This window comes from Streptomyces sp. NBC_00376, from assembly GCF_036077095.1.
Taxonomy (GTDB): Bacteria; Actinomycetota; Actinomycetes; order Streptomycetales; family Streptomycetaceae; genus Streptomyces.
This window is the reverse complement of record NZ_CP107960.1, coordinates 5,777,177-5,790,699: the sequence shown is the minus strand read 5'-3', so window position 1 is coordinate 5,790,699 and position 13,523 is coordinate 5,777,177. Positions and strand designations below refer to the sequence as shown.

At 72.2% G+C, this 13,523-nt stretch carries 12 protein-coding genes; 9 read left to right on the top strand and 3 right to left on the bottom strand.

All coding sequences use genetic code 11. The features are described 5' to 3' along the window. Positions 1-260 precede the first annotated feature (260 nt). Complete coding sequence (locus tag OG842_RS26030; RefSeq protein WP_266733032.1) at positions 261-1,685, top strand: amino acid permease; 1,425 nt, start codon at positions 261-263, stop codon at positions 1,683-1,685. Here the strand turns inward: OG842_RS26030 and OG842_RS26025 are convergent. Together OG842_RS26025 and OG842_RS26020 are read right to left on the bottom strand one after the other, a co-directional pair. Continuing rightward, positions 1,675-2,307: a histidine phosphatase family protein gene (locus OG842_RS26025; protein ID WP_266733030.1), complete on the bottom strand. Its 633-nt coding sequence runs from the start codon at positions 2,305-2,307 to the stop codon at positions 1,675-1,677. The genes OG842_RS26030 and OG842_RS26025 overlap by 11 nt on opposite strands. 52 nt (positions 2,308-2,359) lie before the next feature. Further along, positions 2,360-3,781 (bottom strand): FGGY-family carbohydrate kinase, encoded by a 1,422-nt coding sequence (locus OG842_RS26020; RefSeq protein WP_401874051.1) that lies wholly within the window; start codon positions 3,779-3,781, stop codon positions 2,360-2,362. A gap of 162 nt (positions 3,782-3,943) precedes the next feature. Here OG842_RS26020 and OG842_RS26015 point away from each other — a divergent pair, with 162 nt between their 5' ends. From OG842_RS26015 to OG842_RS25980, 8 genes are read left to right on the top strand one after another with little or no spacing between them, the layout of a single operon-like run. Beyond that, entirely contained in the window at positions 3,944-5,365 is a 1,422-nt protein-coding gene (locus OG842_RS26015; protein ID WP_266733026.1) for an ABC transporter substrate-binding protein, read from the top strand. 3 nt (positions 5,366-5,368) lie between these two features. Next, positions 5,369-6,343 (top strand): carbohydrate ABC transporter permease, encoded by a 975-nt coding sequence (locus tag OG842_RS26010; protein ID WP_266733025.1) that lies wholly within the window; start codon positions 5,369-5,371, stop codon positions 6,341-6,343. 49 nt (positions 6,344-6,392) lie between these two features. Next, positions 6,393-7,223 carry a carbohydrate ABC transporter permease gene (locus OG842_RS26005; protein WP_266733023.1) on the top strand — a complete coding sequence of 277 codons (831 nt, stop codon included), beginning with the start codon at positions 6,393-6,395 and terminating at the stop codon, positions 7,221-7,223. Further along, on the top strand, positions 7,220-8,350 hold the full coding sequence (locus tag OG842_RS26000; protein WP_266733021.1) for an ABC transporter ATP-binding protein: 1,131 nt from the start codon (positions 7,220-7,222) through the stop codon (positions 8,348-8,350). The genes OG842_RS26005 and OG842_RS26000 overlap by 4 nt, the downstream gene beginning before the upstream one ends. Then, complete coding sequence (locus OG842_RS25995) at positions 8,347-9,165, top strand: DeoR/GlpR family DNA-binding transcription regulator (protein WP_266733019.1); 819 nt, start codon at positions 8,347-8,349, stop codon at positions 9,163-9,165. The genes OG842_RS26000 and OG842_RS25995 overlap by 4 nt, the downstream gene beginning before the upstream one ends. Positions 9,166-9,185: 20 nt before the next feature. Further along, positions 9,186-10,262, top strand: a complete 1,077-nt coding sequence (locus OG842_RS25990; protein WP_266733018.1) for an ABC transporter ATP-binding protein — start codon at positions 9,186-9,188, stop codon at positions 10,260-10,262. Continuing rightward, entirely contained in the window at positions 10,259-11,335 is a 1,077-nt protein-coding gene (locus OG842_RS25985) for an NAD(P)-dependent oxidoreductase (RefSeq protein ID WP_266733016.1), read from the top strand. The genes OG842_RS25990 and OG842_RS25985 overlap by 4 nt, the downstream gene beginning before the upstream one ends. 14 nt (positions 11,336-11,349) lie before the next feature. Further along, positions 11,350-12,762, top strand: a complete 1,413-nt coding sequence (locus tag OG842_RS25980) for an FGGY-family carbohydrate kinase (RefSeq protein ID WP_266733014.1) — start codon at positions 11,350-11,352, stop codon at positions 12,760-12,762. Between the two features lie 164 nt (positions 12,763-12,926). Here OG842_RS25980 and OG842_RS25975 read toward each other — a convergent pair whose 3' ends face one another. After that, the gene (locus OG842_RS25975; protein WP_266733012.1) at positions 12,927-13,505 is read right to left on the bottom strand and encodes an anti-sigma factor family protein; all 579 of its coding nucleotides are present in this window, start codon (positions 13,503-13,505) and stop codon (positions 12,927-12,929) included. Positions 13,506-13,523 lie beyond the last annotated feature (18 nt).

Sequence of the window (13,523 nt, the reverse complement as noted above, 5' to 3'; positions counted from 1 at the left end):
CGGTGGCTTCCGTCCGGGATGGAGCGCCGACTTCCACCCGGGGCCGACCGGCGGCCGAGCGGGCGCCGACCCGGCCGCGACCCGGCCGAACTCCGCCCGTGTCCGGGTGTGCACCTTGTGTGAGCATCGTGCCCGTATAGCGGACAGTGGTTCCCCGTGGGCGGGGTGCGTGCCCAGACTGTGCGCGCACGCCCCCCACACACCGCTCGGACCCCCCTCGCCCCACCTATCTCGTCTCACCTATCGAACAGAGCTTGTCCATGTCTCGGAATTCCGTGTCTCCCCCCACCGATTCCCCGGCTGCCGTCTCCGACGCCGGGGCCGATTCGGCTCTCACCCACGGGCTCAAGCAGCGCCACCTGTCGATGATCGCCCTCGGCGGGGTCATCGGCGCCGGACTCTTCGTCGGCTCGGGCGCGGGCATCGCCGCCGCGGGACCGTCGATCATCGTCGCGTACGCCGTCTCCGGGCTGCTGGTCATGCTCGTGATGCGCATGCTCGGCGAGATGTCGGCCGCGAACCCGGCCTCCGGTTCCTTCTCCGTCCACGCGGAGCGGGCGATCGGGCCGTGGGCGGGGTTCACCGCCGGCTGGGCGTTCTGGGTACTGCTCTGTGTGGCCGTCGGCCTGGAGGGCATCGGCGCGGCGAAGATCGTCACCGGCTGGCTGCCCGGCACGCCGGAGTGGGCCTGGGTCGCGCTGTTCATGGTGGTCTTCCTGGGCACCAATCTGGCCTCGGTGACGAAGTTCGGCGAGTTCGAGTTCTGGTTCGCCGCCCTCAAGGTCGTCGCGATCTCGCTCTTCCTGGTCCTCGGCGTGCTGGCGATCCTGGGCGTGCTGCCCGGTACGGACGCCCCCGGCACCGCCAACCTCAGCGGTGAGGGCGGCTTCATGCCGAACGGCACCGAGGGCCTGGTGATCGGGCTGCTCGCCTCCGTCTTCGCGTACGGCGGTCTGGAGACCGTCACCATCGCCGCGGCCGAGTCCGAGAACCCGGTGCAGGGTGTCGCCAAGGCCGTGCGGACGGCGATGTGGCGGATCGCGCTCTTCTACGTCGGCTCGATGGCGGTCGTCGTGACGCTGGTCCCGTGGGACGACCCGAAGGTCGCGACGGTCGGCCCGTTCTACGCGGCCCTGGACCACCTCGGCATCAGCGGCGCGGCCGAGATCATGAACGTGGTCATCCTGGTCGCCCTGCTCTCCGCGATGAACGCCAACATCTACGGCGCCTCGCGCATGGCCTGCTCGCTGGTCGCCCGCGGCCAGGGTCCGAAGCGGCTCGGCAAGGTCTCCTCGGGGGTCCCGCGCGCCGCGGTCCTGGTCTCGTCCGTCTTCGGTTTCCTGTGCGTGCTGCTCAGCTACTGGCGTCCCGACGACGTCTTCCCGTGGCTGCTCAACATGATCGGCGCGGTGATCCTGGTCGTCTGGATCTTCATCGGCGTCTCCCAGCTGATCCTGCGCGTCCGGCTGGAGCGCACCGCCCCGGAGCTGCTCGTCGTACGGATGTGGTTCTTCCCCGTCCTGCCGGTGCTGGCGCTCCTGGCGATGGCCGGAATCTTCTTCCTGATGCTGCGCCAGCCGGACACCCGTGACCAGCTGCTGGCGACCGGCGTCCTGACCGTGGTGCTCATCGCCATCGGTCTCGTACGGCAGCGGCGGGCGGCGGCAGCGGCCGTCAAGGGCTGACCTCCGGTGCGCAGGGCAGGTTGAGGGAGAGCAGCGCACCGCCCGCCTCCCCGATCCGTACCTCGCTCACCGCCGCGTTCCGCAGCTGCGGGAAGACCCGGCGGTAGGAGCCCAGCGGAATCGACAGCAGTTCGCACAGCACCAGCCGCAGCAGGGTGTTGTGCGCGACGACGAGCACCCGCTGCCCCGGGTGCGCGTCCGCGATCCGGCGCAGCGCCGCCGCCCCCCGGGCCGCCGCGGCCCGGGGGTCCTCGGCCCCCGGAAAGGGGTGGGCCACCGGGTCGGCGCGGTACTCCCGGGCCCGATGCGGGTGCTCGGCCGCGAATTCCGCCAGGGTCCGCCCCTCCACCTCGCCGAAGTCGCATTCGCGCAGCTCGTGTTCGCGCCGGGGCGTGATGCCGAGCGCCTCGCACGCGGGGCGCGCGGTCTCGATCGCACGGCTGACCGTGGAGGTCCAGACCGCGTCGACCTCGCTCCGGGCCGCCCATTCGGCCAGCCTGCGGGCCTGGCGGCGGCCCTCGTCGGTGAGGGCGATGTCGCTGACCCCGGCGTAGCGGTTCTCCGCGTGCCAGACGGTCTGGCCGTGGCGGGCGAGCAGCAGGGTGGCCGGGCTCCTGGTCATGACGTCTCCGTTCTCATGGCTTCTCCGTCCGGGTGCGGGTGGTCGTGGACGGTCACGACTGCTCCGCCCGGGTGCGGGCGTGGGCGGCGACCGGGCCGGGGAGCCAGCCGCGTCGCTCCAGTTCGTCCACCAGCGTGAGGTACGGCTCGGTGTACCACGCGGTGCGCGCCGGGTCCGGGCGCAGCACGTGGCGCAGCCGCACCATCGCACCCGCTGTCCTGATCAGGCTGGTCCCGTCCCCCGCCCCGTACGCAGCGAGGATCGCCATACCGAGGGCGGGTTCGCTGTACTGCGGGATGTACACGGGCCGGCCCAGGATGTCGGCGCGCAGCCGGCTCCAGTAACCGCTGCGGGCCGCACCCCCGGTGAAGGTGAGCCGGCCGTACACCTGGGCGCCGAGCAGGTCGAGGTAGTCGAAGCAGAGCCGTTCGACCAGGCCCACGCCGGTGAGCAGGGCCAGCCAGTGCTCGGCGTCGGAGGCGGGCTCGCCGAGCAGGAAGCCGGTGGCCTCCGGCGCGACGAAGGGGAACCGCTCCCCCGTCGCCACCAGCGGATACGCCACCACCCGCGCCGGTTCGTGGTCGCGGGCCAGCGCGTCCAGCCGGGCCGGGTCCGCGTCGCGGAACGCGGCGGTCAGTGCCCCGCCGCCGACGCCCGAGGCGCCGCCGGGCAGCCAGTTCCCGTCCGGCGCGCGGTGGTTGTAGACCACCCCGGCCCGGTCCTGCACCGGCGACGAGGTGACCCCCTTCAGCACCAGCGTGGTGCCCAGCACCGAATTCCAGGAGCCGACGGTGAGCGAACCGGAGGCGATCTGCGCCGCGCACCCGTCCGTCATCCCGGCCACGATGGCGGTGCCCGCCGGAATCCCGGTCTCCTCGGCCGCCGCCCGCCCCACCTCGCCGATGCGCGTCCCCGGCCGCACCACGTCCGGGAACAGCCCGTCGGGCAGGCCCAGCTTCCCGAACCTCCGCCGCGGCCACTCGTCCCGCTCCAGGTCGTAGCCGGTCTTCAGGGCGTGGCTGGAATCGGTGGGCAGCGGCGTCCCGGCGAGCCGCGCCAGCACCAGATCTGCCTGGTGCATCACCCGTACGGCGCCGTCCGCCCCTCCCCCGTACTCCTCCAGCAGCCACATCGCCTTGGGCAGGGCCCAGCTCGGCGCGGTCCCCGCCCTGGCCGCCTCCGCCACGGCCCGCCCGTCGTCGTACATCACCCCCGGTGTCAGCGGCCGGCCCTCCCGGTCGCCGAGCAGCACGGTGCCGGAGGTGGCGCAGACGGCCAGCGCACGGGGGGCGGGGCAGTCGCGCAGCGCCTGACGGCTGGCCGCGCACAGGGCGGTCCACCAGTCGAGGGGCCGCTGCTCATGCCGTACGCCGTCGCGTCTGCCCGTGAGCGGGGCCGAGCCGCTGCCGAGGATCTCGCCGCTGTCTCCTGCCACCACCGCCCGGACGCTCTGCGTGCCGAGATCGATGCCCATCCACATATCGGTCCCCTCTGTGAAGTTCTCACTCTGCACCGAGAATTTCCGTTGCGCGAGGGATTGACGGCCAACTTGCGTTGTTCCAAGCTCTGTTAACCAGTCGATTCAACGTGTGAACGGGCCCCCCACCCATCTCCGGCCGGACCGTGGAGGTCACGGATGGACATGCACGCCCACGACCGGCGACGGTTCCTCGCCCTCGGCGCGGCCGCGGCCGCCACCCCGCTGCTGACCGCCTGCGGCGCGGGCTTCGGCGGCGACAGGGCCACGGGCGACGGCTCCGCGGCCGACGACGTCACCGGCCCCTTCGACTGGAAGCGGGCCAGGGGAAAGACGGTCAAGGCGCTGCTCAACAAGCACCCGTACACCGACGCGCTGATCGCCGATCTGAAGGCGTTCACCGAGAAGACCGGGATCAAGGTCGAGTACGACGTCTTCCCGGAGGACAACTACTTCGACAAGCTCACCGTCGACCTGTCCAGCGGACGCGCCTCCTACGACGTGTTCATGCTCGGCGCGTACATGGTGTGGCAGTACGGGCCGCCGGGCTGGCTGGAGGACCTCGGCCCCTGGATGCGCAATTCCTCGGCCACCGGGGCCGAGTGGGACCAGGAGGACTTCTTCCCCAACCTCCTCGCGGCCGACCAGTGGTCGCTGAAGGCGGGCGCGCCGCTCGGGCAGGGCGGGCAGTACGCGCTGCCGTGGGGCTGGGAGACCAATGTCGTCGCGTACAACACCGAGGTGTTCAAGAAGCTCGGCCTGAAGCCCGCCGAGACCTTCGACGAGCTGCGCGAGGTCGCCGGGGCCATCACCCGCCGGGCGCCCGGGGCGGGCTTCGACGGGATGTACGGGGTCGCGGTGCGCGGCTCGCGCAGCTGGGCGACGATCCACCCCGGTTTCATGACGATGTACGCCCGCAACGGCCTGAAGGACTTCACCGTCGACGGCGGGAAGGTGAAGCCCGCGATGAACTCCCCGGAGGCGGTCGCGTTCACCCGGGACTGGGCGGAGATGGTCAAGAAGGGCGGGCCGCCGTCCTGGACCTCGTACACCTGGTACCAGTGCTCCAGCGACCTCGGGGCGAAGAAGGCGGGGATGCTCTTCGACGCGGACACCGCCGCCTACTTCCAGGCGGTGAAGGGGGCCTCGCCCGCCTCCGGGAAGATCGCCTTCCACCCCGGCCCGAAGGGCCCCGGCGGCTCGCTCGCCACCAACATGTGGATCTGGTCGCTCGGCATGAACGCCCGCAGCCGCAACAAGTCCGCGGCCTGGCTGTTCCTCCAGTGGGCGACCGGCAAGGAGCATCTGCGCAAGGGCGCGATCGAGCACAACCACATCGACCCGGTGCGGAAGTCGGTCGGCCAGGACGCCACGTACAAGGACAAGATGCGTGCCATCCCGGGGTTCATCGAGACCTTCGAGGCGGTCGTCGACGAGACGAGGATCCAGTTCACCCCGCAGGAGCAGTTCTTCGACGCGACGACCAGCTGGGCCGCCGCGCTCCAGGAGATCTACGGCGGGAAGAACGCCTCGTCGGTGCTGAACGGCCTGGCCGGCGATCTGGCGTCGAAGGTCGGCTGACCGGTGCCGGGACGCACGGCCACCGCGCCGGAGGCCGGTCACGGGGCGGCCGCCGGCCCGGAGGGTGGCGGGAAGCCGGCGGTGCGGGCGGTGCCGGCGTGGCGCCGCTCGCTGCGGCCGTATCTGCTGATCGTGCCCGCACTGCTGCTGACCGGCGGCATCCTCTACCCGTTCGGACTCGGCCTCTACTACACGGTGTTCGACTTCGCGGCGAGCAAGCCGCAGCCCGACCTGGTGGGGATCGGGAACTACCGGCGGATCCTCACCCAGCCCGCGTTCTGGGACTCGGCACGGGTGACGGTGGCGTACGCGGTCGGCGCGGCGGCCGTCGAGACGGTGCTCGGGGTGGCCGTGGCGCTGCTGCTGCACCGGTCGAGCCTCGTCGGGCGGGTGCTGGAGAAGATCCTGATCCTGCCGCTGATGATCGCGCCGGTGATCGCCGCGATCATGTGGAAGCTGATGCTCCAGCCCTCGGTCGGCGTCATCAACCACCTGCTGGAACCGTTCGGGCTCGGCGGTGTGCAGTGGACGGACACCCCGACGGGCGCGCTGCTCTCGTCGATCGCGGTGGACGTGTGGGTCTACACCCCGTTCGTCGCGATCCTCGCGCTGGCCGGTCTGCGCTCGCTGCCCGCCTCCCCGTTCGAGGCGGCGGCGGTCGACGGGGCCGGCTGGTGGTTCACCTTCCGGCGCCTGACCCTGCCGATGCTCTGGCCGTACGTCCTGGTCGCCGTGATCTTCCGGTTCATGGACTCGCTGAAGGTCTTCGACATCATCTACGCGCTGACCGAGGGCGGTCCCGGGGACTCGACGATGGTGCTCCAGATCCGGGCCTATCTGGAGGCGATCCGCTTCCAGCGCTACTCGTTCGGGATCAGCTACATGATCGTGCTGTGGGCCGTGGTCTACCTGGTCACGATGGTGCTGGTGCGCTATCTGGGCCGGATCCAGAACCGGGCCGCGGAGGTGGAGCGGTGAGGGGCGGACTGCTCGGCCGTGTTCCGGCCGTGGGCGTGGAGGTGCAGCGATGAGGCGCAGACTGCTCTCCGTCGCCGCCGACCTGGCGCTGATCGCCTACTTCGTCTTCGCGCTGTTCCCCGTCGTCTGGATGGTGGTCCTGTCGCTGAAGCCGACGAACGAGCTGTTCAGCACGTACTTCTCGTTCACCCCGACCCTCGACTCGTACCGCACGGTGCTGGGCGCCGGGGACGACCAGGGAGTGCCGTTCCTCCGGTTCTTCGTGAACAGCCTCGTCGTGTCGCTGGGCGCGGTCGGGCTGTCGCTGGTGATCGGGCTGCCCGCCGCGTACGCCGCCGCGCGGTGGCGGTTCCGCGGCTCGGAGAACCTGATGTTCACCCTGCTCTCGTTCCGCTTCGCGCCCGAACTCACCGTGATCATCCCGCTGTTCGTGCTCTACCAGCAGCTCGGGCTCTTCGACACCTACGTCGGCATGGTGTGGGTGCTGCAACTGGTGACGCTCCCGCTGATCGTCTGGATCATGCGGTCGTACTTCTCCGATCTCTCACCCGAGCTGGAGCAGGCGGCGCTGCTGGACGGCTACACCCGCAAACAGGCGTTCTTCAAGGTGGCGCTGCCGCTGGTGAAGCCGGGGATCGCGGCCGTCTCGCTGCTGGCGTTCATCTTCGCGTGGAACAACTTCGTCTTCCCGCTGATCCTCACCTCGTCGAACGCGCAGACGGTGACGGTCGGCGCGCTGTCCTTCCTCGGCGGCGACCGGCCCAAGTACAACCTGACCGCCGCGGCGGCCCTGGTCTCGGTCGTCCCGCCGCTGCTGCTGGCGCTCACCATCCAGCGGTATCTGGTGCGCGGGCTGTCGTTCGGGGCGGTGAAGTCATGACCGGCCCGGCGGCCATCGCGCTGCGCGGGGTCAGCAAGCGCTACGGGAAGCACACCGCGCTCGACGGCCTGGACCTGGAGGTGGCCGAGGGCGAGTTCTTCTGTCTGCTCGGCCCGTCCGGCGCCGGGAAGACGACCACGCTCAAGACGATCGCGGGCCTGGAGCAGCCGCAGGCCGGGACGGTCGAGCTGGACGGGACGGACATGGCGGGCGTGGAGCCCTACGACCGGGGTGTGGCCATGTGTTTCGAGTCGTACGCGCTCTACCCGCACCGCACCGCGTACGACAACCTCGCCTCCCCGCTCCGCTCGCCGCGCCACCGCCTCCCCGCGCACGAGGCGCGCGAGCGGATCGGGGAGATCGCCGGACTCCTGGGCATCGGCGCCCTGCTGGACCGTCAGGTGGGGCGGCTCTCCAACGGCCAGCGGCAGCGGGTGGCGCTCGGCCGGGTGCTGGTGCGGCCGGCCAGGGCGTTCCTGCTGGACGAGCCCCTGTCGCACCTGGACGCGAAGCTGCGGCAGGCGATGCGCGCGGAGCTGCGGGCGATCGGTGCGGTGCGGCGCACCACCACGCTGTACGTCACGCACGACTCGGTGGAGGCGCTGGCGCTCGGCGACCGGATCGGGGTGATCAGGGACGGCCGGATGGTGCAGACCGGCACCCGCGAGGAGCTGTGGCACCGCCCGTACGACACCTTCGTCGCCCGGTCCTTCGGCCGGCCGCGGATCAATCTGCTGCCCGGGACGGTGACGCCCGAAGGGTACTTCCGGTCGCCGGACGGGGCGTACGAGCTGCCGCTGGCGGTGCCCGCGCCGCCCGGGACCGCCGTCCAACTGGGCCTACGGCCAAGGGACATCGGCCTGGCGGGTCCGTCGGGTCCGGCGGAGAGCGGCGGCGGGCCCCCGGTCCTGGAGCTGACCGGCGCCGTCCATGTCACCGAGCTGCTGGGCCGGGCCACCGAGGTCACCGTACGGATCGGCGGGCAGCGGCTGTCCCTCGTCGTCCCGCGCGCCGAGGCGGCCGGCCTGAGCCCCGACCAGCCGGTCCGGCTCTCCGTACCGCCTGAGAGTCTGCTGCTGTTCGAGGCCGACCGGCCGGCACGTCCAGGACGAAGGATCAGCACGTGAGCAACGTTCCGCAGCGGGGTCCCGCCCCGCGTCAGGCATCCATAGCCGAGTACGTCCTCGCGCAGGGCGAGGTGAGCGCCGCCGAACTGGCGGAGCGTTTCGACGTCAGCCTGATGACCATCCACCGCGATCTGGACGAGCTGGAACGGCAGGGCATCGTCCGCAAGTTCCGCGGCGGCGTCACCGCCCAGCCGTCCGGTGTCTTCGAGTCGAACGTCTCCTACCGGCTGAAGACGATGCGGGCCGAGAAGGCCGCCGTCGCCGAACGGGCCCTGAAGCTCATAGAGCCGGGCATGGCGGTGATGCTCGACGACTCGACGTCCACGCTGGAGATAGCGCGCCGGCTGCGCTCGATCACTCCGCTGACCGTCGTCACCAACTTCCTGGAGGCGATCAATCTGCTGTCGCAGGAGCGGGGCATCCATCTGATGGGCCTGGGCGGGGACTTCGACCCGCTGCACTCCTCGTTCCTCGGTGTCTCCTGCGTGGAGGCGGTGCAGTCGCTCCAGGTCGACATCTGCTTCACCTCCACCTCCGCCGTGTCCGGCGGCTTCGCCTACCACCAGGAGCAGCACATCATCTCCGTGAAGCGGGCGATGCTCGACTCGGCGAGCCGCAATGTGCTGCTGCTCGACCACTCGAAGCTGGGCCGGGTCGCCCTGCACCGGCTCGCCCCGCTCTCCCGTTTCGATCTGCTGCTGGTCGACGACGGGGCGTCCCCGCAGGCGCTGCGGGAGCTCGACGAGCACAAGGTGCCCTACGAGGTCTGCTCCACCGGCCGGGACTCCGGGGCGGGGGAAGGCGATGACGGATGAGGGCGAGGCGGCGGTGACGGATGACTGAACTGGCCCTGCGCGCACTGCGCAAGACCTACACCGGGCGGGGCCGGGTGGCCGTCGAGGCCGTCCGGTCCATCGACGTCGAGCTGCGCTCCGGCGAGCTGCTGGGGCTGCTCGGCCCGTCCGGCTGCGGCAAGTCCACGACCCTGCGGATGATCGCCGGCCTGGAGACGGTCACCGGCGGCGACATCCTGATCGGCGGCTCGTCGGTGGTCGCGCTCCCGGCCCGGCAGCGCAACATCGGGGTGGCGTTCGAGAACTACGCGCTCTACCCGCCGCTGACCGTCGCGGAGAACCTCGGTTTCGGGCTCGCCGCCCGGGGCGGGTGCGGGCGGGCCGAGATCCGCCGCCGGGTCGCCGAAATGGCCGAACGCATCGGGATCACCGAGCTTCTGGACACCCGTCCGGCCGGGCTCTCCAGCGGCCAGAAGCAGCGGGTCGCGCTGGCCCGCGCGCTGATCCGGGTCCCCGACGTCCTCCTCCTGGACGAGCCGCTCTCCCATCTCGACGCCGCTCAACGCGACACCACCCGGCGGGAGTTGAAGCGCATCCAGCGCGACAGCGGCCACACCGCGATCCTGGTCACGCACGACCAGGAGGAGGCGCTCTCGCTCGCCGACCGGATCGCGGTGATGCGGGACGGCGAGATCCAGCAGCTCGGCACCCCCGAGGAGATCTACGACGCCCCGGCGAACGCGTTCGTCGCCGACTTCGTCGGGGAACCGGCCGTCAATCTGCTGCCAGGCACGGCCGACGGATCGGGCGGGGTGCGCCTCTCGGACTCCGTACGCGTACCCGTACCGCACCGGATCGCGGCGGGACGCGCGGTGGTGCTCGGCATCCGCCCGGAGGATGTGCGCCTGGACGACACTGGTGCACGGGCCCGGGTCGCCGCCCACGAGCCCCTGCTGGAATCCGGCATCGCCACGCTCTCGCTCGACGGGGTGGCGGAGCCACTGGTCGTCGTGACCGGTCCGGGGGTACGGCTCGACCGGGACGACACCGTACGCATCACCGCCGATCCCCGGCACGTCCATGTCTTCGACGCCCAGACAGGAGACGCTCTGCGATGACCCTCCCCGAGACAGACCGCCCGGAGACAGTGCCCCCCGAGGCAGTCCGCCCCGCCACGAGGATTCTGCTCGCCGGTGACCACTTCGTCCGCAACTCGCTGCTCGCAGAGGCCCTGAACCACGCGCTCGGGGCGCTCGGCACGGAGCCGCAGCTCGTCGAGCTCACCCTGCCCTGGCCGCTGGAACCCTTCGGCAAGGTCGCCGAGGTCGACGAGGCGAGCGATGCCGAGGACGCGCTGATCGCCGCCCTGGACGGGGTGGAGGTGTGCGTCACCCAGATGGGCCCGTTCACCGAGCGGGTGCTGGCCGCCGCCCCCGATCTCCGGCTGATCGTGGTCTGCCGGGGCGGTCCGGTCAATGTGAACGCGGCCGCGGCGCGCGCCCGGGGCGTGCGGGTGTGCTTCGCGCCGGGGCGCAACGCGGCGGCGACCGCCGAGTTCACCGTCGGGCTGATCCTCTCCGCCCTGCGCCGTATCCCCGAGGCACACCGTTCCCTCGCCGCCGACGGCCGCTGGGACGCCTCCCACTACACGTACGAGAACTGCGGCCTGGAGCTTGAGGACACCCCGGTCGGCCTGATCGGCTACGGCGCGGTGGGCAGCCGGGTGGCGCGGGTGCTGTCCGCGTTCGGCGCCGAGGTCGAGGTGTACGACCCGTATGTGCGCGGCGACGTCCACGGCATGCGGGCCGGCTCGCTGGAGGCGCTGCTCGCCCGCTCGCGCGTGCTGACCCTGCACGCCCGGCTCACCCCGGAGTCCCGGCATCTCATCGGCGCCCGTGAGCTGGCGCTGCTGCCACGCGGCGCGGTGCTGGTGAACGCGGCCCGGGGCGGGCTGCTGGACACGGACGCGCTGTGCGACGCCCTGGACTCGGGGCAGTTGCGGGCGGCGGCGCTCGACACGTACGAGCAGGAGCCGCCCCCGCCCGGCTCGCGGCTCTTCCGTACCCCGCACCTTCTGATGACCCCGCATGTGGCGGGTGCCAGCCGGGCCGTCGCGCAGAAGGCGGCCCGGATCGCTGCGGCCGAGGTGGCGCGCTACGTACGGGGCGAACCGCTCGCCCACGCGCTGTGAGGGGAACGGTGACGATGACCGGAACGACGAGATATATCGGCATCGACGTCGGCACGTCCGTGGTGAAGGCCGCCGCCTTCGACCCGGGCGGCCGCACGCTGGCCGTCGAGTCCCGCCCGGTGGGGCTCGCGATCCACGACGGGTCCGTGGAGCAGGACATGGACGAGGTGTACGGCGCGGTCCGCGAGGTGCTGGCCGCGCTGGGCTCCGACAGGGTGGCGTTCGCCGGCCTCACCGGCCAGGGCGACGGTGTCTGGCTGGTCGACGCGGCGGGCCGGCCGGTCCGCAAGGCGATCTCCTGGATGGACGGCCGGGCCCATGAACTGGTCGACTCCTGGCTGGCGTCCGGGGTCTTCGAGACGGTCTACCGGCGCACCGGCAGCGCGATGTTCCCGGGCTGTCCGGGCCCGGTGCTGGCCTGGCTCGACCGGCACGAGCCGGCCGCGCTCGACGCCGCGACGACCGCCCTGTACTGCAAGGACATGGTGTTCCAGCGGTTGACGGGGGTCCGGGCCACGGACGTCTCCGACGCGTCGATGCCCTTCCTGGACCCGGTGACCCGTGCGTACGCCCCGGATGTCGTGGCCGCCCTCGGCCTCACCCACCGGGCCCCGCTCCTCGCCCCGGTCAGCGACCCGGTGGCCACCGCCGAACTCCCCTCCGGGTTACGGATCTCCAACGGCCCGTACGACCTGCCGGCCTGCGCCCTCGGCGCGGGCGTCACCCGTCCCGGCGACGGGCTGCTGATCGTCGGCACCTGTCTGGCCGCGCTGGTGGCCACGGAGCGGCTCGACCTGGACGGCGAACCGGCCGGGCTGCACATCTCCACCGACCGTCCGGGCCACTGGCTGCGCGCCATGCCCGCGATGGTCGGCACGGCGGCCCTGGACTGGGTCCTGACCACCACCGGCGTACGCCACACGGAGGTCGACGCGCTGCTCGCCGCCACCCCGCCCGGCGCGAACGGGGTCCGGGTCCTGCCCTACTTCGCCCCGTCCGGCGAACGCGCCCCGTTCGTCGAGCCCCGGCTGCGCGCCGAGTTCACCGGCGTGTCCCTGGAGACGACCCCCGCCGATCTGATCCGTGCCGTCTGCGAGGGCATCGGCTTCGCCGCCCGGCACTGTCTGGAGGCCGCGGGGCTCACCGGCACCCTCGCCCTGTGCGGCGGCGGCACCCGCTCCCCCGCGTGGATGCGGCTGTTCGCCGAGGTGCTGGGCCGGCCGGTCCGGATCGTGGAGGGCGAGGTCGGTGCGCGCGGCGCGGTGCTCGCGGCGGCGCGTCGGTTCGGCGCGGAGCTGGACACGGCCGCGTGGACGGCCCCGACGGCGGTCGTCGAGCCGGACCCGGCGCACGCGGCGTACTACGCGAAGGAGTACGAGGACCACCTGAACCGGCTCGCGGAGGCCCGTACGCGCGCCCGTGCCTGAGTAACGTCAGCGTGCCCGCGCCTGGCCGGCGTCGCCGTGCCCGTGCCTGGTCAGCGCAGGGCCCGGCCGAAGGTGGCGGTCGCGAGCACGGTGCCGTGCGCGTCGGTCAGGCGTACGCCGGTGACCGGCGCCGTGCCGGCCGGGTAGCGCCCGCCCCAGGAGCCCTAGCCGTCGGCGTCGAGCGTGAAGGATCCGGCCTTGACGGTGGTGCCGTCTGCCCGCTGGACCAGGCAGTGGACGGTCCCGGAGTGCCCGTCGGCGTCCACCGCCGTGTACTGCCAGGGCGAGGCCCCGGCGTAGAGGTATGCCTGCCCGAACGAGTGCTTCCCGTGGGCGAGTTGGGCGGTGAGCAGCTGCGGCTGCACCGGGGAGGCGATGGGCGCGACCGGGGCCGGGGGACCGGTGTACGCGCCGAGCACCCAGCCGCCGCCGAGCGCCAGGCCCGCTGGCGCCGCCGCGGCGGCGAGGGCGATCCACCGCCACCCCGGGTGCCGGACGGCCGGCCGCCGCGCCGGGGCGAGCCCGAGCCGCTCGATCACCCGGTCCTCGAACCCGGCCGGCGGTTCGCTGGCCGGGACGAGGTCCAGCAGCGCGTCCGAGGCGACGGCCAGCTCGTGGACGTGTTCGCGGCAGGCGGCGCAGTCCCCCAGGTGGCCCGTCGCCCGGGAGACACGTCCTAGGTCAAAGGGCTGATCACCTGCGCCCCTTCCTGCTGTTAGCCTGCTCCTGCATATAGGTTGCAATAACAACAGGACAGCAGC